The 22915-nt window shown below is 34.8% G+C and carries 21 protein-coding genes; 2 read left to right on the top strand and 19 right to left on the bottom strand.

What is annotated here, in order from left to right:
- Positions 1–4: 4 nt before the first annotated feature.
- The 18 genes from HP569_RS00260 to HP569_RS00175 form a co-directional block, all read right to left on the bottom strand.
- Entirely contained in the window at positions 5–697 is a 693-nt protein-coding gene (locus HP569_RS00260; protein ID WP_182199073.1) for a DUF881 domain-containing protein, read from the bottom strand.
- Positions 681–1472, bottom strand: a complete 792-nt coding sequence (locus HP569_RS00255; RefSeq protein ID WP_182199072.1) for a cell division protein FtsQ/DivIB — start codon at positions 1470–1472, stop codon at positions 681–683. The genes HP569_RS00260 and HP569_RS00255 overlap by 17 nt, the downstream gene beginning before the upstream one ends.
- 274 nt (positions 1473–1746) lie before the next feature.
- A complete protein-coding gene (gene spoVE / locus HP569_RS00250; RefSeq protein WP_182199071.1) occupies positions 1747–2859 on the bottom strand; it encodes a stage V sporulation protein E in 1113 nt (370 codons plus the stop codon).
- 87 nt (positions 2860–2946) lie between these two features.
- Positions 2947–4293: a UDP-N-acetylmuramoyl-L-alanine--D-glutamate ligase gene (murD, locus tag HP569_RS00245; protein WP_182199070.1), complete on the bottom strand. Its 1347-nt coding sequence runs from the start codon at positions 4291–4293 to the stop codon at positions 2947–2949.
- Positions 4290–5252, bottom strand: coding sequence for a phospho-N-acetylmuramoyl-pentapeptide-transferase (gene mraY, locus HP569_RS00240; protein ID WP_425501803.1), 963 nt, complete (start codon positions 5250–5252; stop codon positions 4290–4292). Before mraY ends, murD begins: the two co-directional genes overlap by 4 nt.
- A 70-nt stretch (positions 5253–5322) precedes the next feature.
- Positions 5323–6687, bottom strand: coding sequence for a UDP-N-acetylmuramoyl-tripeptide--D-alanyl-D-alanine ligase (locus tag HP569_RS00235; protein WP_182199068.1), 1365 nt, complete (start codon positions 6685–6687; stop codon positions 5323–5325).
- 72 nt (positions 6688–6759) lie between these two features.
- On the bottom strand, positions 6760–8232 hold the full coding sequence (locus HP569_RS00230) for a UDP-N-acetylmuramoyl-L-alanyl-D-glutamate--2,6-diaminopimelate ligase (protein WP_182199067.1): 1473 nt from the start codon (positions 8230–8232) through the stop codon (positions 6760–6762).
- Between the two features lie 176 nt (positions 8233–8408).
- Entirely contained in the window at positions 8409–10334 is a 1926-nt protein-coding gene (locus HP569_RS00225; RefSeq protein WP_182199066.1) for a stage V sporulation protein D, read from the bottom strand.
- An 80-nt stretch (positions 10335–10414) separates the two neighbouring features.
- Positions 10415–12619: a penicillin-binding protein gene (locus tag HP569_RS00220; RefSeq protein WP_246366854.1), complete on the bottom strand. Its 2205-nt coding sequence runs from the start codon at positions 12617–12619 to the stop codon at positions 10415–10417.
- A 26-nt stretch (positions 12620–12645) separates the two neighbouring features.
- Positions 12646–13032: a cell division protein FtsL gene (gene ftsL, locus HP569_RS00215; RefSeq protein ID WP_182199065.1), complete on the bottom strand. Its 387-nt coding sequence runs from the start codon at positions 13030–13032 to the stop codon at positions 12646–12648.
- Positions 13029–14009, bottom strand: coding sequence for a 16S rRNA (cytosine(1402)-N(4))-methyltransferase RsmH (gene rsmH / locus HP569_RS00210; RefSeq protein ID WP_182199064.1), 981 nt, complete (start codon positions 14007–14009; stop codon positions 13029–13031). The genes ftsL and rsmH overlap by 4 nt, the downstream gene beginning before the upstream one ends.
- Positions 14010–14046: 37 nt before the next feature.
- Positions 14047–14478 (bottom strand): division/cell wall cluster transcriptional repressor MraZ, encoded by a 432-nt coding sequence (gene mraZ, locus HP569_RS00205; protein ID WP_182199063.1) that lies wholly within the window; start codon positions 14476–14478, stop codon positions 14047–14049.
- Between the two features lie 193 nt (positions 14479–14671).
- The gene (gene bshC / locus HP569_RS00200) at positions 14672–16300 is read right to left on the bottom strand and encodes a bacillithiol biosynthesis cysteine-adding enzyme BshC (RefSeq protein WP_182199062.1); all 1629 of its coding nucleotides are present in this window, start codon (positions 16298–16300) and stop codon (positions 14672–14674) included.
- A gap of 42 nt (positions 16301–16342) precedes the next feature.
- On the bottom strand, positions 16343–16726 hold the full coding sequence (locus HP569_RS00195) for a DUF3397 domain-containing protein (RefSeq protein WP_182199061.1): 384 nt from the start codon (positions 16724–16726) through the stop codon (positions 16343–16345).
- Positions 16727–16730: 4 nt separating this feature from the next.
- Positions 16731–17603 (bottom strand): 2-dehydropantoate 2-reductase, encoded by an 873-nt coding sequence (locus HP569_RS00190; RefSeq protein WP_182199060.1) that lies wholly within the window; start codon positions 17601–17603, stop codon positions 16731–16733.
- A 121-nt stretch (positions 17604–17724) separates the two neighbouring features.
- A complete protein-coding gene (locus tag HP569_RS00185) occupies positions 17725–18189 on the bottom strand; it encodes an RsfA family transcriptional regulator (RefSeq protein WP_182199059.1) in 465 nt (154 codons plus the stop codon).
- Between the two features lie 115 nt (positions 18190–18304).
- Positions 18305–18478: a 50S ribosomal protein L32 gene (gene rpmF, locus HP569_RS00180; protein ID WP_090856965.1), complete on the bottom strand. Its 174-nt coding sequence runs from the start codon at positions 18476–18478 to the stop codon at positions 18305–18307.
- 85 nt (positions 18479–18563) lie between these two features.
- On the bottom strand, positions 18564–19088 hold the full coding sequence (locus tag HP569_RS00175) for a YceD family protein (RefSeq protein ID WP_182199058.1): 525 nt from the start codon (positions 19086–19088) through the stop codon (positions 18564–18566).
- A gap of 121 nt (positions 19089–19209) precedes the next feature.
- On the opposite strand from HP569_RS00175, the gene HP569_RS00170 reads away from it, so the two are divergent.
- Positions 19210–20427, top strand: a complete 1218-nt coding sequence (locus HP569_RS00170) for a nucleotidyltransferase (protein ID WP_182199057.1) — start codon at positions 19210–19212, stop codon at positions 20425–20427.
- Positions 20428–20460: 33 nt separating this feature from the next.
- Here HP569_RS00170 and HP569_RS00165 read toward each other — a convergent pair whose 3' ends face one another.
- Complete coding sequence (locus tag HP569_RS00165; protein WP_182199056.1) at positions 20461–21474, bottom strand: SepM family pheromone-processing serine protease; 1014 nt, start codon at positions 21472–21474, stop codon at positions 20461–20463.
- 233 nt (positions 21475–21707) lie between these two features.
- Here HP569_RS00165 and ylbJ point away from each other — a divergent pair, with 233 nt between their 5' ends.
- Positions 21708–22913, top strand: a complete 1206-nt coding sequence (gene ylbJ, locus HP569_RS00160; RefSeq protein ID WP_182199055.1) for a sporulation integral membrane protein YlbJ — start codon at positions 21708–21710, stop codon at positions 22911–22913.
- Positions 22914–22915 lie beyond the last annotated feature (2 nt).

The following is a 22915-nucleotide window of genomic DNA, read 5'->3' as shown; positions in this document are numbered from 1 at the left end:
TAACTTAACTGATTTTAGCATCCATTTGCACACGTTCCATTGTTTCTAGTTTCACTTCAATATTATCATTCACTAAAATATCTACTACACCATTTGTCAATTCTAAACTAGTTTGTAGTGATTCCGGATCACCAATCGCTTCGATTTCAAATGGAGCAGGGTATTGATTCCCATCTACAGATATAACTGGACCGACACAATTAACAAAGCTGTCTTTGTATATTCGTTGTCCGTTTATTGCAATTGCTTTTGCACCTGCACTATATAATTCATTAATAACAAGTTGAACATGTCGGTCGTGCACAATATATTGATTCACATTTTCTTCAGATGGAATGTATGCGGAATCTTTTAAGGAAAGTTTTATTCCTGACCCTTGAATTGGTAGTTCTCCTGTAATCATTTGAAGTTTCTTTTTCTCATTTACAAGTGTTTTTATTTTAGCTTCGTCATCACCAAATGCTTGCTCTAATTGGTTAATGTCTTTTCTATAATTATCTACTTTCTCTTGCAATTTTCTGTTTTTTTCTTCCATTTGAATTAATTGCTGGCGATAAAAAAAATCCTTTTCCCACTCTTGTTCTGACATTTGTACGATTTGAGCGTGTTCTTTTGTAATTTGGAAACTATAAGAACCAAGAAAGCCAAAAACAAAAAGCACAAGTGACAAAACAACATGTCTACCTCGTAGCTTCATTTTTATCCTCCTTATTTACAGGCTCAACTTCATGAGGGTTAAATACTGCCCCACCCTCTCCAATCGTTATAATGCCTTCTTGTCCTTTTTCTAATTGATTCACAATGGAAGGATACCTTTTCATATTTTGTGCAAAATTACGAATACTTGTTTCAACTTTAAAGCCATCATTCATATATACAGATACCTTGTAAGCATTAGAATCAGTAGGAATCCAATATATTTCTGAGATTAAAGAAGCAACAGTACTGGGTAAAAGCTTCAACTCTTTTGCGATTTTTTCAGTGAAACTATCTTTTGTAAAGTTTACAAGTAAGGGGGCATCACCATTCCACGATTTTTGTGAAACAGCATCTAATAATTGACCACTTTCCAAAAGAGGTATATATTGAGTTTCTCTTTCTAAATAAGCAACTTTTTCTAGTTCCTTAACTGTAATTACAACCTTATTTGGAAATTCTCTTGCCACATTAACTTCTTTTATTTCATCGTGCGTTAAAATTAATTTTTCTACATTAGAAGAAGAAAACCCCCAAAAATTAACGTCATTTGTTAGTTCACTTAATTCAATTAACGCACTATCATCTATGTAAGCATTACCTTTCACACTGATTTCATCTATTTGACTAAGAGGAGATTGTAAATACACGATAATCGATATTAAAATAAAAAATAGCGATAAATAAAAAATTAATCGCCTATTTGTTTTCTTCTTTCTAGCTTCTTTCAACTTAGGAATACGTTCTTCAATAGAAACAACTTTTTTTTCCGCCATCTCCTCATTCTTCCTTTAACTAATTAAGTAAATTAAAATATGTTTATTCATTTTTATTCTTTTACAGTAAGAGTATATCACAAATTATTACGGTGCGTTGCGCTATTATATGAGACAAAAGGTGGATTTTTTTCTAAAAATAGACTCCGACTTCTATTAGTGTAACTGATATGTAATTAAATTACAAAATAATCATATTAATCATTAATTTTTTACATAAAAAAGGAAACAGCTGAACTGTTTCCTTAAATTAAATGCTTTTTCTAATTTAAATCTATTCAATGTGAGAAAATCGACTGACGTTAATTAAGATTCCTACAGATGCTAATGTTAACGTAAGTGATGATCCTCCATAACTTAGAAATGGTAAGGTGATTCCCGTAACAGGAATCAAGCCAATAACCACACTTATATTGATCATTGCTTGAAGACAAATCATTGAGGTTATGCCTAAACCGAGTAGCATTCCAAATTTATCAGGTGCAGTTAATCCGACACGTATTCCCCGCCATAACAATAGAAAAAATAGTAAGATTAAAAAACTTCCACCAATAAAACCTAATTCCTCAGCAATAATAGCAAAAATAAAATCATTATGAGGTTCAGGTAAATAGAAAAACTTTTGTAAACTATTACCTAACCCCATACCTAATAGCCCGCCTGGTCCAATAGCATAAAGCGATTGGATAATTTGAAAGCCATTATTCAGTGGATCTTCCCAAGGGTTTAAAAAAGCTAAGATTCGATTGATCCGATAAGGGGCAGAAATGATTAATCCAGCAAAGCCCACCATACCTAGCAAACCTAGTGTAGCAAAATGGTTGATTTTTGCACCTGCAACAAATAACAAAATAAAACAGGATAAAACAAGTACAACTCCAGTTCCTAAATCAGGTTGCAACATTATTAATCCAAAACTTGTAAAGATTAATAATGTTAGTGGAAGAAATCCTTGTTTTAAAGACTGGATATAACGTTGTTTCTCTGCTAAATAGGTAGATAGGAAAATAATTAATCCTAGCTTCATAAACTCGGCTGGCTGAATACTAAAGGCACCAATCCCAATCCAGCTCCTTGCACCTCCCCTAACCATCCCAATTCCAGGAATAAGTACTGCGATTAGGAGGATAAAGCAACAAATTAGAATTGGTTTTGCATAATAACGCCATGTTTGATAAGGAACCTTTGATACAATAAACATCGCTAAAATTCCAATACTAGCAAATAGTAGCTGACGTTTGGCAAAGTAAAAGGAATCATCAAATTTATACGATGCTAAAATTGCTGAAGCACTATAAACCATCATGATTCCTATTACAAGCAAAGCAAAAATAATAACTACTAAAACTAAATCTGGTTTTGGCTGTGCATGTTTTTGTTGACCCACATTATTGCCCCATTTCTTTTTACGTTAATGTCAGTTCATTAACGCACATGGAAAATAAAGGCTAGTTATTTAATAGTACAAGCCTTACTATAATGTATGCACAGCTTTGATAAACATGTCTCCTCTTTCTTCAAATGTTCGATATTGGTCCCAGCTTGCACAAGCAGGTGATAACAAAATCACATCATGTTCTTTAGAGTGTTCATATGCATTCGCTACAGCCTGCTCCATTGTTTCTACATGTATAATTGTTTCTATTCCAACTTGTTTACCTATCGCTTCAAGTTTCTTAGCTGTCTCACCAAAAACAATTAACGCTTTAACAGATTGTAAATATGGAGCCAACTCATCAAAACCATTCCCACGGTCTAATCCTCCAGCTAAAAGAATAATTGGATGGTTAAAGGCAGAAATTGCTTTAGTTGTTGCTAATATATTCGTTGCTTTTGAATCATTGTAAAATAAACGATTATGGTGATTTTTAATGAACTGTAATCGATGTTTGACTCCAGTAAAAGTAGTAAGTACATCCTTTATACCTTGAATCGTTCCACCAGCAAGTAAACAAGCTGCAACAGAGGCAAGAATATTTTCTAAATTGTGCTTTCCTACTAATGCAATTTCTGATAGCTCTATAATTTTTTTATCTTTAAAATAAATGTGTGTATCATCACACCACGCACCGTTAGTTAATTGTTGTTTTGTACTAAAAGGTATTTTCATAGATTTAGCCGTCTGTACCATTTCATTTACATCAGCATCATCTGCATTATAAATAATGAAATCATTTTCGTCTTGATTTGCAAAAATTTGTGCTTTTGCATGCTGATAATTTTCAAAAGTATGATGATAGTCTAAGTGTGCTTCAAACAAATTTAGTAAAACAGCGATTTTGGGGTGAAATGTTTCAGTCCCCATTAATTGAAATGAGGATAGTTCAACAACCATTGTTTCATTCTCTTCCAATGTAGTAGCCACTTCAGCGGCAACTTTCCCGATGTTCCCTGCAATTTTGTTTGGTTGATTACTGTTCGTAAGCATTTCATTGATCAAGGTCGTTGTTGTTGTTTTACCGTTTGATCCTGTTATCCCAATAATTTGATTGTTCGTTAAATATTGTACGAGTTCAATCTCAGTAATTACAGGGATTTTTTGATTTAAAGCTTCTTTAATTAACTCATTTTCATATGGAATACCCGGGTTTTTAACAATGACATCGATTCCCTCTAATAACGATAATGGATGTTCACCTGTCACTACTTCTACACCAAGCTTCTTTAATTGAATAATTGCTGGGTCATCTGATTTAGCATTGAGATCATTTGCTTTTACTATGCAACCATTCCGAGTTAAAATTTCACAAGCTGCAGTCCCACTTTTGGCTAAGCCTAACACTAATATATCGTGGTAAGGAAACTGTTTCAATTGATTCATGTCAACCACACCTCAATATAAATCCCAAGCGCGGCAAATAATAGCCCAACTAACCAGAAAGTTGTTACTACTCTCCATTCTGACCACCCTTTTAGTTCATAATGGTGGTGTAATGGACTCATTCGAAACACACGTTTTCCTGTTGTTTTAAATGAGATCACCTGAATAATTACAGACAATGTTTCTAATACGAAAACACCACCAACGATAATTAATAATATTTCTAATTTTGTTAAGATAGCAACTGCCGCTATCGCTGCTCCTAAGGCAAGCGATCCAGTATCTCCCATAAAAACTTTGGCAGGATGTGCGTTAAACACCAAAAATCCTAGTAATGATCCAACAACAGCCATTGAAAAAATCGTTACTTCAAATTGCGTTACGCCATACCATGCTAGAATACCAAAGGCACCAAAAGCTATTGCTGCAGTTCCTGCTAACAACCCATCTAATCCATCTGTTAAGTTAACAGCGTTAGATGCTCCAACAATCATGAATACGACTAAGAGTCCATAACCCCATCCTAGATCAAACTGCAAATTCGTTCCAGGTATACCTAAATAAGTTGGAAAATCATTCATTTTCAAAACAACAAAAAAGATAATAGCAATAATCACTTGTCCGAACATCTTCTGTTTGGAAGTAAGTCCTAGGTTTCTCTTTAATGCTACTTTAATAAAATCATCCAAAAACCCGAGTACACCATAACTAAATAATATAAAGATTAGTAAAAAGGTTTCAGATCTAAACCAACTCGCTTGCTCAAACTTAGTTGTCATAATGATTGTTGTAACAATAATACTCAATACAATCATTACACCACCCATTGTTGGTGTTCCTGTTTTTATCATATGTGATTGTGGTCCTTCTTCCCGAATACTTTGACCAAATTTTAACTTTCGTAAAAATGGAATAAAAATCGGTGATAAGAGGACGGTAATTAAAAATGCGATACTCATTGTGATTATTAATATATATTCATTCAAGATATTCTCCTCCTCTACCTATTACAAACCGCCCTGTGCGTCCTTACTGCTTTAACACAATACTTTCGCATACTTCTTCTAATTTCATACCTCGAGATGCCTTTAATAAAACTAAAGTAGTATTATCTAATAAAGTGCGCAATTCATCAAGCAATACTTCCTTTGATTCAAAGTGCTTTGCTTCTATATAGGGTTTACTACTTCTCAACGCTTTATTTAATTCTTTTGAATATTCCCCAATGGTAAAAACAAAATCAATTTCATCTGTTAAAGATGAAGCAATTTGTTGATGATATTTTTTTACGTGCTCACCCAACTCAAACATGTCACCTAATACTACTACTTTCTTATTAAAGCCTTTCATTTCACGAACGACTTCAATAGCAGCCTTCATCGATGTTGGTGAAGCATTATAAGAATCGTTAATTATGGTAGAACCTTGTAAACCTCGCAAAGATTCAAAACGCATTCCCGTCATTGCCATTGTAGATAAACCTAATTGAATTTGCTCATGTTCCATACCCAAATCTTTAGCAAGCTCAATAGCATAGGAAGCATTTTTAGCATGATGTTTCCCCATCAAAGGAATCGTATAGCCATGATTATTAAATTGGAAACTCGATCCTTCACTTGTAACAGTCACATCTGTTATCTGAAACTGTTCATTCGAATCAAAACCAATTGCTTTAGCGTGCAGCTCTTTAATATGGGGTTCAAGTAATGGTTCATCTCCATCAACATAAATACAGCCATTTTGATCTAATCCGCTTATAATTTCTGCCTTCGCTTGTGCTATACCTGCTCTTGTTTTTAAATATTCTATGTGTGACTCACCGATATTAGTAATTATTGCATAATTTGGTGTAGCAATTTGTGATAATGCATGTATTTCACCAAAATGATTCATACCCATTTCCAGAACAAGTACTTCTGTATTTGTTGGCATATCTAAAACAGTCAATGGTAATCCAATATGATTATTTAGATTTCCTTTTGTTTGATGTGTTTTAAACTGTTTGGATAAAACAGCAGACAGGATATCTTTTGTTGTTGTTTTACCATTTGATCCTGTCACTCCAATAACAATAGGATTAATTTTGTTACGATAATAAACCGCCAATTGTTGCAGTGCAGTCAGTGTATCTTCTACAAAAAACATCGGAAAATCTGTTGGGACATATCTCGGAATTGGTTCACTCTGATCCCATATTGCCGCAATTGCACCATTCTTAATTGCTTGATCAATAAATTCATGGCCATTAAATTTGTCACCTTTTAAAGGGACAAATAAACTACGATCAGTTGAAACCCTACTATCTGTCGTTACTTTACAGATTGGTAGCTTACCTAAAACATCACCAGCTGTATTCTGAAATAACTCATTAATTTCATTTGTTAGAAATAACATAATAATCCTAACTCCTTACATTTAAAAATAAACATACACACTTAAAATAACAGTGCGTTGTCATTCATTTTTCTATTCGTTATTACTAATTGCTTGTTTTGCAATTTCACGATCATCGAATGAAAATGTTTCGTTACCGATGATTTGGTAAGCTTCATGACCTTTACCAGCAATTAATATCATATCATTTTCATTTGCTAATGCAACGATTTTATCTATCGCTTTTTTTCGATCAACTTCTAATTGATAATTGCTAGCTTCTAGACCAGTAGTCATATCGTTCAAGATCGCATGTGGATCTTCTGAGCGAGGATTATCTGATGTAAAAATAGCATGATCCGTTAACTCACATGCTATTTTAGCCATCAACGGTCGTTTTGTTTTATCACGATCTCCCCCACACCCTACAACAACATACGTTTTTCCTTTTGAAAATTCTTTCATTGTCTGTAAAACATTTTGAAGTGAATCAGGTGTATGTGCATAATCTACTACTACACCATATGGTTGCCCAACTTGAACAGGTTCAAAACGACCAGCTACTCCGGTAGTCTGCTCTAACACCATTTTAATAGTTGTTAATGGTATATCTTTTATTAGGGCAACAGTAGCTGCTGCAAGCATGTTATATATACTGAATTTCCCCATCAGCTTACTTGAAATGCCTATACTTCCTTTATACGTCTCCAGTACAAAATTACTACCACCAGCGTGAAGTGAAATATCTTTTGCACACACATCAGCTTCTCTATCTACACCATAAGTAATAACAGGCTGAACTGTGGCATGTATGAATTGCTCGCTGTAAGCATCGTCTACGTTTATAACAGCATATTTTGGGTTGTTTTTATCATATATATTTCCAAGCTGTTGAAATAAGCGACTCTTTGCAAGGAAATATTGATCCATTGATCCGTGATAATCTAAATGGTCTTGAGATAAGTTAGTAAATACAGCAACATCAAAATCGCACCCATTCACACGTCCTAACTCTAATGCATGTGAGGATACTTCCATTACTGCAGTACTGACCCCTGATTGTACCATTTGATGAAAACTTTTTTGAAGAAAAGATACTTCTGGTGTTGTATTGGCTACAGGAAAGGATTCTCCAGCTATTCTCATTTCTATCGTACCAATTAATCCAGTAATTTCATCCTCTGCCTGAAGTATTTCTTCAATTAAACTAGTCACAGAGGTTTTCCCATTTGTTCCAGTAACACCAATAAGTCCTAATTTCTGTGTTGGGGAATCATAAAAAGCGTTAGCTAAGAAGCCAAGAGCTTTCATTGTATCTTTCACATAAAAAATAGGTACTCTGTCATTAGACAACTCTCTCTGGGCAATGATCGCTACCGCTCCATTTTCAATTGCTTGCTCTACGTAATCATGACCATCTACTGTATAACCTTGAATACAAAAAAACAAATACCCTTGCTTTACTTGTCTAGAATCGATCGTAATCCCTTTGATCTCTAGAGAAGGAATGTCTTGGTTCCCTTGATATTGTGGAATAGTATGTAGTAAGTCTATTAATTGCTTCATCCGTGTTCCTCCTCAACTTTTAAAAGTCTTTATATCAGATTAAAAATCAACTTGTTTTTTTACAAGGAAAAACTTGGCACTCGCCAAGTTAAGTTAAGTCTTTAAAGGAAATTCTCCATTATTCAATTCTTATATATTGTACCAAAAAAATCAACTGTAAGCATGGTTAATCCTATCTATTTTTTATTTCCGAAATAAAGACGCACTTTACTACCTTGCTCAATTTTCGTTCCAGCCTTTGGCGCTTGATCAATCACAACATCACCTGTACCAGAAGATTCAATTGACAGATTAACTTGATATTCATGCAATTCACTTTTCGATGCTCCAATTAAATCAGGAACTTCAACAAGTGGTTGATCTGGCCATTGATAGTCTTTTTCGAGGCCCTCTTTAGCTGGTTCAACCCCTATTGCACGCAAACTATCTTCAATTACATTTCCTACGATTGGCGCAGCTACAACTCCACCAAATTGCACGGTATTTTTCGGATTATCAATCGCTACATAAACAACGATTTCAGGATCATTTGAAGGTGCAACACCAATAAACGATACAATATGGTTATTCTCCATATATCTACCATTCTTTCCTACTTTTTGGGCGGTACCTGTTTTACCTCCAACTCGGAAACCTTCTACATATGCTCCTCGACCTGTACCTTTTGCAACAACACTTTCAAGAGCATGCCGAATCTTTTCAGAAGTTTGATTGGATATTACTTGTTTCTTCATCTCAGGTTTTATTTCTTCTATTTTTTCTCCGGTAATTGGGTCAAGCCAACTAGATGCTAAATAAGGTTTATAGAGATATCCACCATTAACCGCTGCCGAAACAGCCATAACTTGTTGAATAGGCGTGACAGAAACCCCTTGACCAAATGAAGTGGTAGCAAGTTCTACCGGACCAACACGATCAAGATCAAATAAAATACCATTCTCTTCGCCAAACAAATCAATTCCAGTCTTTTCACCAAATCCAAAATCAGATATATAACTGTATAATTTATCTTTTCCTGTTTTCTGACCTAATGAAATAAAGCCAGGGTTACATGAATTTTGAACAACTTCTAGAAAAGTTTGTTCCCCATGTCCGCCTCTTTTCCAGCAATGCAGAGTAGATCCCCCTACTTTCATTGAACCCCCATCGATAAAGGTGTCTTTTTCCAAGTCTACAACACCTTCTTCTAATGCCGCGGCTAGTGTGATGATCTTAAATGTCGACCCTGGTTCATACGTACTCCAAATAGGTAAATTTCTATTGTAAGTACTCGGTTCAATCTCCTGATAATTTGCAGGGTGGAAATTCGGTCTAGATGCCATGGCTAATACACCACCACTGTTTGGATCAACAGCCAATGCAATTGCTCCATCAGGATTATATTTCGCCTCCGCTAGATCTAACTCACGCTCAACAATGGTCTGAACTCGTTCATCAATGGTCAGTTGTAAATCATATCCATCATTTGGCGCTTGATACGTATCTGCTAAATTTGGTAACCGTTTCCCTTTTGCATCTGAATAAAAAGATAAACTTCCATTTTCCCCTTTTAAATTTTCATCATAATATAGCTCTAAACCTACTAACCCTTGATTATCAATTCCGCTAAAACCTAATACATGTGACAAGTACTCACCATTAGGGTAATGTCTTTTCGAATCTTGCGCGATGTACACACCATCTAATTGTAATACTTGAATTGCTTTTGCTTGCTCCTCGGTTATTTTTCTCCCTTCAGAAAAACGAACGATACTTGTATTTTTAGTTAGGTGCTGTAACATTTCATCTTTAGTTATATCTATAATTTGACTTAATAATGATGCAGTTCTATCCGGATTATTTATTTGTCTTGGCACAACCATCACAGTTGGGGCTGATACATTTTCTGCTAAAACTAAACCGTTCTTGTCCAAAATTTTCCCTCGTTCAGCTTCAAATACAATATCTCTACTCCAAGAAGCTTCTGCTTTTTCAACAAGCTCCTCTCCCATAACAAATTGAACAAAAGCTAAACGAATGAGAACGACCACAAATAATAGAAGCGCAAAAAGAAATACAGTGACTATTCTTTTTCTCATCGTAACATTAGATACTCGTTTCATTTTTCACTCTCCCGTAGCAAATAAACTTGTATCTATATATATGTTATCGTAAATTGAATAGAACACTGTATGTTATAGGTTTAATTTGATTCTTCTTGATTCTCTTTTTCTTCTTGCTTCTGTTCTTCGCTTGACGTTTGATCTGGTAATGAAAATTCAACCATCATGTATGTTTCACCATTAATAGCAGTACCCGGTTTAATACTTTGAGAGGTGGCATACCCATTACCCATCGTTTCTAAGTCTAAGTTTAATAATTGGCTTAACTTTATTACTTCTCGCTGTGACCACCCTTTAACATTTGGCATTGTTGGAGTATCTGTTACAAGAAATACCCGATCTTTTGTTAAGAGTTTTTCCCCATGATCGAAATTGCTCTTTACTACGGAATCACCATCTCCAATTAGAACTACATCTAATCCCATTTTCTCTAAATTGTTCTTTGCTTCTTCCGTTGATTTATTAATTACATTTGGAAACTCAAATGTTTTTATCGGTTCTTGTTTATCTTTATCTGGTTGAATACTCATATAATGCAAACTATTCTTCATCACATTATTAAAAATATACGAAACAGGCGCTGAACCAGACTCAGTATCTTCTAATTCTGGTTGCTGAACCGTAATATACATTATTAATTCTGGATCTTCTTTAGGTGCCATCCCTAAAAAAGAGAAAACATAATTTTCTTTACCAACTAGGTAACCACCTTCTGGATTAGAAATTTGCGCTGTACCAGTTTTTCCAGCTACAGAATAATCATCCAAATTATAAACATTGTGACCAGTTCCATGTTCTGATGTAACGACAGTTCCCATAATATCTAACACTTGATTGGCTGTTTCTTTAGAAATCGGATTCCCTACCACTTCTGGCTTGTTTTTCTTCAAGACTTCTCTTGTCTCTGCATCTTCAATTCTATCTATTGTATATGGTTTCATCATCTTACCGTCATTAGCAATTGCCGTAGCTGCTTTAATAAGCTGAATCGGTGTTACCGTTGCCCCTTGACCAAAACTAGCTGTAAGCTTTTCAATTGGATGGTTATATAAAAGCGTTCCAGACTGCTCTCTTGGCAGATCAATTCCGGTTTCTTGATCAAATTGAAAAGCTTTTAAGTAATCATGAAAAGTATCTGTCCCCATCTTCTCCCAAACTAGTTTAGACATCGCAACGTTAGATGAACGTTGAAAACCTTCTAAGTATGAAATCGTTCCCCAGCTTTGATTGTAATCTGTTATTGGACGATTAATCTGGTCAATTTTAAAGCGCCCAGATTCAAACGTTTCATTTGGATTGAAAACCCCTTCTTCAATAGCAGCTGCTACAGTAAAGGATTTCATGGTAGATCCGGGCTCTATTGGTACAGAAACAATATCATTATACCAATTCTCTACCTTCCCCAAATTATTCGGATTATAACTCGGACGATTGCCCATCGCTAATATCTCACCGGTTTTTGGATCGATAATTGTTGCAGTAATCCGCTTTGGATTATAATCCTTCACAACTTGTGATAATGCATCTTCTAAAAATGTTTGAATCTTTTGGTCTATCGTTAAAAAAACATTCTTACCGTCTTTTGCTTCTTTAATAACTTCATTGGGCTCAAGTAATTTTGTATTATATTTATCTCGCTCATATGAGATCGATCCATTTTCACCTTGTAGCTCATTATCTAATTGGGCTTCAATACCAGTTAATCCAGTTATATCACCTTCATCATCTTTCTGCGCTAAACCTATTATTTGTGAAGCGAATGTTCCATTTGGATAATACCTTTTAGCTTCTTCACGAAAATTAATCCCAGGAAGTTTGAGTTCATCAATCTCGTTTTTTGTTTCTTGACTTAATTGACTACCAATCTTACCAAACTCTACTTGGAACTTTTCTTTTTCTATACCTTCAGTTAAAATATCGCTTATTTCAGCAGCATCCACTTCTAAAATTGGAGCTAACGCATTGGCTGTTTTATTTACATCAGCGACATGTTTTAAGTTTTTTTCTGGATTAGGTGAGAATGTGTCATCTATAATGGCATATAAATCATAAGTAGCACGATTTTGAGCTAAAGGCATACTTTTCCGATCATAAATGGAACCTCTTTTTGCTGTTATCGTATAGCTGTTTGTCCGACGGCTATCTGCCCACTCGTCTAAATTTACACCTTGTACTTCACCTGTTGTTTGAATGTAAAGAAAACGCCCAGCTAGTAACAGAAATATCACGACAAATATTACAGTTAATGCATTGGTCATTAATTGTGTCGTTCTATTCTTTTTCACTTTTCATCCCATCCTCTAACAAAACACTATTCGATTAGCTCAGCTGTTTGCTTTACTTCTGTATTCTGTATTTTCAACCCATTCTCTTTAGCAATACTTAAAATTCGATCTGGGTTGCTTAATTCTTTTACCTGATATGTAAGGTTTTCATTTATTGTTTGTTGCTGTGTGATTTGACCTTCTAGCTGTTGCATATCTCGATTCATTGTATCCAAGTTTGAACTGAAGTGGATAACATAGGCACAAGCAATGACTACGAGTAAGCCAAATACAACATACAAAAACTTTTCACCTGGTGTTACCCAACGATGATTCACATAAACTTTTGCTTCTTTTCTTTGTGTTGTTTGTTGTTCTACCTGCGTGTAATGACTAGCTGGTTGTTGAAATTTTCTTGCTTCGCTTGTACTCATTTATCTTTCCACCCCTCTTTATATAAAAATGCATCATTCCAAGGCTTTACTTTTTCTACTACTCTTAGCTTAGCTGATCGTGCTCTTCGGTTAGTATCTAACTCTTCTTCATCTGCCACAATCGGCTTTCTTGTAATCAGTTTGAAAGGCGCTTGGCTATCTTCCGGTATGATAGGAATATTTTTCGGAACTGGCAATGCTGTACTCCATTTTTTAAATGCTTGTTTACACATTCTATCTTCTAAGGAGTGGAAAGTTATAACAGCAATTCTACCTCCGACGTTAACTACTTTAGCTGATTGATGCAAAACATCATAAAATGCTTTTAATTCATCATTAACAGCAATTCGAATAGCTTGAAAAACTCGTTTAGCTGGATGACCACCTTTACGTCTTGCCGCAGCAGGAATACCTTCTTTTATAATGTCAACTAATTCAAATGTTGTATTAATTGATTTTTCCATTCGTTTCGCTTCAATTTTTCTAGCAATTTGTTTAGAAAATTTTTCTTCACCATATTGAAAGAAAATACGAACGAGCGCTTCGTATGGCCATTCATTCACTACTTCAAAGGCAGAAGTTTCTTGAGATTGATCCATACGCATATCTAACTGAGCATCATGTTGATAACTGAAACCCCTCTCCACATGATCTAATTGAGGAGAAGACACACCTAAATCGAATAACAGACCATCAACTTGTTCAATACCTTCTTCTTCTAATTTCTCCTTTAAAAAACGAAAATTAGAATGAATGAACTTCACTTTTTCACCATATGGTGCCAAACGTTCTTTGGCAGCTTTGAGCGCATGTTCATCCTGATCAAAAGCAATTAGCATGCCGTTTTTGTCAAGATTCTTTAATATAGCTTCAGAATGACCACCACCACCTAATGTGCCATCAACATATATACCGTCTGGTCTTACATTTAAATATTCTATTGTCTCGCGTTGTAATACACTTATATGATCAAACATAGGTTACACCTTCTTTAATCCAGGTTGTATTTATCTTCTAAAAATCAATATCCATCATATTTTCTGCAATTTCAGCAAAAGAATCCTCTGATTCTTCCACATATGTATCCCAAACAGATTCTGACCAAAATTCTACTCTGTTTGAAACACCAATTACGGCACAGGCTTTATCTAAGACTGCATATTTACGAAGAGCAGCAGGAATATTTATTCTTCCCTGTTTGTCTACTTCACATTCCACCGCACCTGAAAAGAAAAAACGAGTAAAAGCACGGGCATCTTTTTTAGTTAAAGGTAGCTTTTTTAATTTATTTTCCATCACACGCCATTCTTCCATGGGATAGGCAAATAAGCATTGATCCAACCCTCTTGTAATTACAAAAGTGTCACCTAGATCAGCGCGGAATTTTGCAGGGACAATAATTCTCCCTTTGGTATCAATATTATGTTTATATTCGCCCATGAACATAATAATCGCCCACCTTTTTTTCAATGTTACCACAATCCCCCACTTTCCACCACTAATTTTTGATTGTTTTTAATAGTATTTTGACCTTTAAACGTCTTTTTTTTAAAAAATATTACTTAAGACCTAAAAAAAGACACAAAAAAACGTTACGCAGTTCATATGCGTAACGTTTTTTTGTGGTGGAGAGTGGGGCTTATAATTTTATGATGTAATGATTATTATTAAAGGAGTACGTTTGATTTATTAATTCACTCAACCAATCAAATCCATACAAATTAATAAAATAAACGATATTCCAATATCTCTCTTGTAGTCCTTGCTCCGGTCGAATCATTAAGTCTAAGTAATTAAATTTATCTATAATAATTTGATTTTTATTTTCTATTTCTTGTTCAATCTTTTTTTGTAAAAACTGTACATGCTCCTGAATATAAGCAAGGTTTTTACTTGCCACACTTTCTAAGTTAGAATTATTTTTTACAGCAATCTCCTGCAATGGTTGATGCAATTGTTCCATGGAAGACATAATTTGTTTGACTAACGGATCAAGTGGTGGCTGTTGTTGCATAGCTAGCCAATTTACTTTTTTTTCATAAAGTCCTTGATGTAATACTTCTTCAACGTTTAGTTGAAATGCCTCACTAAACTTTTCATTTTTATGATCAAGAAGCGTCAGAGAAAGTCTAGGATAAATAGGAGGCATAGCTAAACCTAATGTTTCAAATGCCGGTTTTAAAACAGACCAATACGATAACTCCCCAGGACCTGCCATAAATGCTAAAGTAGGAAATAACCATTCTTGCATCAAAGGACGTGTTACGACATTATTGCTTAGACGTTCTGGAGTATTTTCGGCGATGTCTAGTAACTCGTTTGTTGTTAACCGACATTCACCATTCTTCCCGAGCCAAAGATCTTCTGTTTCTTTCATTAATAGTATCCGCTCACCATCTTGATGATAAAATAAATGACCATCACTTTCAGTTACATCAACAGATACGTGATAACCTTGCTGGTTTGCGACTTGTAATTGTTGGTATACACCTTTACTAATGCTTGGTTGATAGCTAATTAATCGTTTAAAAAAAGTCGACTCTAGTTTTCTAACTTGCTCATTACCAGAATCAATTAATACTAATCCTTCTTGCGTAAATAGCTCTTGAATAAATTTAGCAAAAAAATCAACATACGTGTCAGATTCGTTTAATTGCTTTACCACTAATTCAAATAATCCTTTTGAATAAAAAGTTTCTTCCATTTGACTAAAGAGCTCATCTATCCAAACAAGCGCTTGTTCATGATCGATCTCCATTTCAGAAACAGACTGTTTAGAATCTGGGCGTTGCTTTATTCGATGCTTTTTCATTTGATTAAAATTTATACTAGGGACCATAATATGATCTATTTCATCAAAGTCATGATCTTCTCCCGCGATCCAGAACACTGGAATTACTGGAATATTTAACGCACTGCGCTGTTCTTTAGCAAAAACAATGATTGATATCAATTTATTAATCGTATAAAGCGGCCCTGACAATAGTCCAGCTTGTTGTCCTCCAATGACAACAACACTTGCAGGATCACGTAATGATTCAATATTGTCAAACGTCGCTTCACTTGCATTCCAATTTTTATTCATATCCATTAAAATATCTGCCAGTTGATTTCTATCGTATGTTTGCTTTGCAATATCGTGCACACGTTGATTCATTGTTTTTTCAAAAAAAGGATTATATGAAAATTTATTAATAACATGTTGTTTTTGCGCATAATAATCTTGTAATAAAGGTTGTTGCGTGATTGTCACTGGATTTACTTCCACAAATACCTGCCCCTTTGTTTGTTATAAGTTTTTCTATGTAAGTTAACTGTTTATCACTGTAATAATTAGTCCTATTAAAGCTAGCACGAAATGACATAAAAAGAAAAATAAAAAGCTTGCTCTCCAGAAAAGTCGACAAGCTTTCTTGAAGATAATATTGTCTGTTCGTTTCCATTGAATAATGATGGTAAACATTAACCCCGATAATAACATAATAATAATAAGACCTGAGAAATTTCGGTTAAATAGTTGGTGCAACATCATCAATACAGAGATAATATAAAATATCGTTGAATACGCCACACTAAAATGAAGTGCACGTTTATTATTGTTGTATAAAACTTTGTTTATAATGTATAAAATAATTGTGGTTACCCACGGAAGTGTAACTGCAGTTGCAGTTAACAACCCTATAATTTGCAACATAAGATCACCCTCTCTTCTCTTCCAAAGCTTTAATTGATAAATACAAAAAATGAATAACAGAAGATTGGTGAGATGTTTTTTTTAATACATATCCTAATATTCCTTCTACTTCAGATTGTCTTCCTAAAGCAATATCTTCTTTCATCGAAGAATCGTTTTCTTTTGTCTGTTCGATAATATAAGTAATTCGTTTCCATTGCTGCTGTTCATTGACCTCTAGCACAGCACAAGCTTCACTACACACAACTTTGGCTAGTTTATGTAAATGTGTATTAGTTAATAGTTCGCCATTTTTCACTTGGAACAAAGCAGTAATTGGGTTAATTACAATATTGATCATTAACTTGTCAATTAACATTATTCCCCAATCCGCTACCTGTTCAACTGGAAAACGTTTATCATTTAGTACCTCTTTGTACCTTGTTAATAAAGCAGCATTCCCATTGTATAAAGCTAAATTAATTTTCCCCTTACCAGTATGTATAACCGTTCGTTGATCCCTCTTCTTCGCACCATGTTCACACGTTCCTAATACAATCGTTTGCTCCTCAGTCATGTTATGTAACATGTCAACATGACCCATCCCATTTTGTAAATAAATTACCGTACCAGACAATCCGCTCAACCTACTATTCACAGAACAAATATCATGTTGTTTAACACAAATGAAATAAATATCCATCTGGCTTAGATCTTTAATATGTTCTGCATATACATAGCTAGTTATTTCTCCTGGTAAATATAAAATTCCTTTTTCATTAATTTCATTTTTTTGAGCTTCTGTTCTTACATATAAAACGGGGCTATAGCCAGTTTGCTTAAGTAAAGAAGCTAACAATAAACCAATAGCTCCTCCCCCGATCACACCTATCCTCACAATAAACCTCTCCCTTACTGAAACCAAACACTGATAATAGTATATAAGAGATAACATTCATTCGTCTAGTTTTGATAAAATTTCATCTAACTAAAAATAAGACCTTGTAAAATACAAGGCCTTATGATAATTGTCTCACACGTTGACACAATCTCTCTAATTCCAAAAAAATCTCTTCGTATTGATTAATTTTGATTTGCAACTTTTTATTCTCTTCAGTTAAACGCTTAGCATCTTGCTGGTCTATTTGCTTATTTTTTAAAAACTGATAATTCCCCTTCATATCTTCTAAAATAGAAATAGCTGTTTCTAATGGATGTGTAGCAAGTTCATTTTTTAACTCTTTTATGAATGGGTGTGAAGATTCTTTTCTATCTAGTTTCGCTGAATCAATTGCATCTTGAAATTCTTTTCGAACCGATGCATTCCAACGAAAGCCACATGCCGCAGGTGTTCGAGATAAACTCTTCCCTACCTCTTTAAATGCTTCAAGCTGTGTTCTTCCTTCACGAATGTACCTTAACACAGTTTCAGCAAGTAAGATGTCCTCATCATTAGACCATGCATCTTGTCTTGTTGCACTCATTTCATTCCCCCTCTCCTATTACATTTGCTATTAATATATGCAATCGATAGGAGTGGTAGAATAGAAACGCATTAAAAAAGATGCCAGAGAGAGATTCTGCCATCTTTTTTCTTTATTATTGATCAACTACTTGCTTTCCATCATATTGTCCACATGATTTACAAACATGGTGAGGTTTAGTAAGTTCACCACAATTTGAACATTCAACCATTCCTGGCACATGTAACTTTTTATGTGTACGACGTTGATTTTTTACTTTTTTAGAAGTTCTTCTCTTTGGTACTGCCATGTCTTACACCTCCTTCACTTACAAAACGAAAATCTTAACCTTGCTATATCATCACATAGGGGGAGAAGTATTAATTTACTTCACCTTATTGATTTTCTCCATCTTTCTTTTTATCCAACAAAGCTTGTAATTTTTGCATTCTTGGATCAATGGTATCTTCTTGTGGTTGTTCCGTAACTACTTCCCAACCTTCTCCAGAATTCAAACCATACTTAGCAATTTCTTCTTCACTTGCGAATACCCGAAAAGGAATCTCTAATAGAACATTTTCCTTTATATAAGGTTCTAAGTCAAGCATTTCTCCATCTACTGGATGAACTTCAGAATTATCTTCCGCCTGATAATAAGGATTAGTCGAAAATACTTCAACAGTTTCCACTTCAAACGGATAGGAAACATCTAGCAGTGACCTCGCACATGGTAAAACCATCGTACCTATCACTTTAAACTGACAAGTAATTTCATCACCGTGCGCAACGGCTTGACCCTTTACTTGTACCGGATCAATTTGACGAATGTCATTATTCCAGCCTTCAATCTCTGAAACATCTACTATTTCATCAAACTGAAACGAATCAGAACGTACTATTTTCTGAATGGAAATTTTCATTTCTATCACCTCAAGGCACAAAGTATATTTTAAAAGTAATTCAGTGTTTTGTCAACATTTTTTCTTTACAGTAGATATTCTACCAAATATGATACAATACTAGCCATAAGGAGTGAGTAATATGCATGCATGTGGATTAGTCGTGGAATATAATCCTTTTCACCATGGCCATCAATATCATTTACAAATGGCGAAAAAACAAACCAATGCAGATTGTATGATAGCTGTAATGAGCGGCAATTTTTTACAAAGAGGAGAACCGGCCATTACAGATAAATTTTCACGCACTAAAATGGCAATTGATCAAGGGGTAGATATAGTAGTTGAACTACCTTATTCAAGCACCGTACAACATAGTGATCTATTTTCGCAAGGAGCAGTGGAAATATTGAATGAAATGCTTGTTTCTTCTATCTGTTTCGGAAGTGAAAATGGTGACATTACTGCATTCAAACGTGTCTTTGATCAATACAAAGATAATCAAAACCTATTCAATAAAACATTAAAGCACGAATTATCTTTGGGCAAATCTTTTCCAAACGCCAATAATAAGGCTTTTGCAAAAATTGGTTTGGATGAGATCGACAAACTTGATTTAATGCAAGCAAACAATATACTTGGCTTTGGCTATATAAAAGCAATTGAGAAAATTAATCCATCCATTCAACCATTTACGATTCAACGAAAGCAAAGTAATTACCACGATGAACACATCACAACTCCACTTGCCAGTGCGACCAGTATCCGAAACGCACTATTTTCAAGTGAAGAGATGAGTGAAACAATGAAAGAAACGATTTCTCAAAACAGTCTTAATCATTTGATACATTACAAACAAAAAGCCGGTACTTGGCATACATGGGATGAATATTTTTCTTTATTGCAATATCGAGTATTAACCATGAGTAAAGAAGAACTAAAAAATATTCAAGGTGTCGACGAAGGGATAGAAAATAGAATTATTCGAACAGCCAAAGAAGCGACTACTTTTTCTGAGTGGATGCAAGAGTTGAAAACAAAGCGATATACACAAACAAGGCTTCAGCGCATCTTCACACACATTTTGACACATACAACGAAACAATCGATCAAAAAGATGCAGCAGATGCCTGTACCATATATCCGCTTATTAGGCTTGTCTGAACAAGGAAAACTATATTTAAACAGTACTAAAAAGGATAGAACTGTTCCTTTACTTACACAATTTAAAAACCAAACATCATTAATGATGTCAACTGAAGAACGAGCAACAGATGCATACTATGCCATTCTTCCTCCCAAAATAAGAAAGGAAATGAGAAAACAAGAACTTGAAGCCCCTTATCAAAAACAAGGATAAAGAGACATTATGAGTCTCTTCATCCTTGTTTTTTTACAAATCTTCAAGATAATTTATCGCTTCTTCAAATGTATCAACTGGCACAATTTTCATAGGTGTTTCTATTTCTTCCGCTGTTTCTAATGCTTTTTGATAATTTGAGTTTTCAGCTCCACCTTCATTTGGTGCAAAGAAAATGTCACAGCCTTCTCTATCAGCCGCAATGACTTTCTTGTCTATTCCACCGATTCGCATTACTTTGCCTTCATAACTTATCTCACCTGTACCCGCTATTTGATACCCTTTGGTTAAATCCTCTTCTGTTAATTGATCATAAATTTCTAACGCGAACATTAAACCCGCACTCGGCCCTCCAATGTCCCCACTGGAGAAATTCAGTTCCTGTTCTACTATTACCTCGCGATCGGTAACTAATTGTATCCCTATACCGATCCGCTCTGGATTTTTCGGAAAAGGAGCCAGCCCTACTTCCACTTCCATTTTTTCTTCATTTCGTTCAATCGTTAGTTTTATTTGCTCAGCATTTATTTGTTCATCGACTAGATCGATTAATGTCTCTGCAGTGTCTACTTTACGTTGATTCACCGCTATAATCTTATCCCCAGTTTGCAACACTTCCTCAGCAGGCATATCTTTTACAACTGAAACTACATACACCCCATTGTATGAAATGTTAATTTCTTCATTAGCCGCTTCATAAGCAACGACAGTGGAAGACTCTTGAGAACTCTCCATCATTTGTAACTGAGCTTGAAAATATTCTTCTTGTGAAATCCCCTCTGGAAACACTTCAGAAAGCAATCTTATCTCTTGATACGGATCAAACAAGGCCCATACATATTGTAACGGAGTCGCTTGACCGCCACGTACAGTTACCAAATGCATGTCTCCCTCACTTTCAAATCCATCTGTTACTTTTACAACAGGATCTAACGCATCAGCAGTACCGGGTTTATAAATATAGTAAGGCAGTCTGTACAAAGTAAGAAACATCAAGATGAGTAATATAAAAATATATATAATGATTCGTTTTTTATTCCAAATCACACTTTTCCCCTCTTTACTTTTAGCTTTTTCTTATTAAAAAGCAGTATTTGAGCTTTATTAAATGATCCTTATTTGTTTATCCAAAAATAAATATCACTTTCAACTATATCTAAGCATAAAAAAAAGGCATGTCTACGTATATTGAATATAGGACCAGAAAAATAAAAACTAATCTAAGTTTACTATTTTTTAAAAAATAAGTACAGAATAGTATCGGGAGTAGGGAGATTACTTTGAAATCTAAACTAAAATCTGCGGTTTTCGCATTGCTTGCATTTTTAATTGCAGTAGGTTTAATCATGTTTCCTAAATACACTTTAGAAGCTAGTGTAAGGGGGATCGATATATGGTGGGGAACTGTTTTTCCTTCTCTGTTACCTTTTTTTGTGACAGCTGAACTACTAATCGGTTTTGGAGTTGTACGTTTCATCGGTGTTTTATTTGAGCCAATTATGAGACCGATTTTTAATGTTCCAGGTGCAGGTAGTTTTGTTTGGGCGATGGGCATGGCGAGTGGTTATCCTTCTGGAGCGAAATTAACTGCTCGATTACGTCAAGAGAAACAATTAACCCAAATCGAAGCTGAACGATTAGTTTCCTTTACAAATGCATCAAACCCTTTATTTATTATTGCTGCGGTTTCAGTAGGTTTTTTTCATGATGCTTCACTCGGAGTACTACTTGCTATTGTCCATTACACTAGTAATTCTCTAGTCGGATTCTGCATGCGCTTTTATGGCAGAAAACAAGAAAGAAAAAATGAACAACGCTCTAAATTATCAGTAAGAAAAGCTTTTCATGCATTACATACAACTAGAATTCGAGACCGCCGACCTTTCGGAAAGATTTTTGGTGACGCAATTGTCAATTCCGTTCAGACCTTGCTAATGATCGGTGGATTTATCATTGTATTCTCAGTTATGACAACCTTGTTGCTTCAAGTAGGTGTAGCACCTTTATTATCAAATGGACTTGCAACTATACTTAACTTATTTCAATTACCTAGCGAACTAGCCTTACCGATCTTCACGGGATTGTTTGAAATCACACTTGGGGCCCAAATGATAGCTAACTCAGATTTCGTTAGTACCTTATCTCAAGCTGTAGCGGTCAGTTTTATTTTTGCATTTAACGGTTTTTCGGTTCAGGCACAAGTAGCTAGTATTTTAGCTGAAACAGACATTCGGTTCTTACCTTACTTTTTTGCTAGACTTTTACACGGTTGTTTAGCCAGTACTATTGCATTTATATTATTCCCTTATGTTTATGAGCCAGATAAAACAACCAGTGTTGTTACAGCAAATCCTGAATTAGCTTATAAAGAGGAAAGCTTTCAACTCTTGCTAAGTCTAGCAAATATAGGACCAATGATTACTTTATCTTTTATTGGTATTACAGTGGTTATTCTCATTAAACGTTCATTAAGTCATGTAGCTTAGTT

This window comes from Paraliobacillus salinarum, from assembly GCF_014083865.1.
GTDB classification, from domain to species: domain Bacteria; phylum Bacillota; class Bacilli; order Bacillales; family Amphibacillaceae; genus Paraliobacillus; species Paraliobacillus salinarum.
Note: the sequence above shows the minus strand (reverse complement) of the source record. Positions and strands in the feature narration are given on the sequence as shown.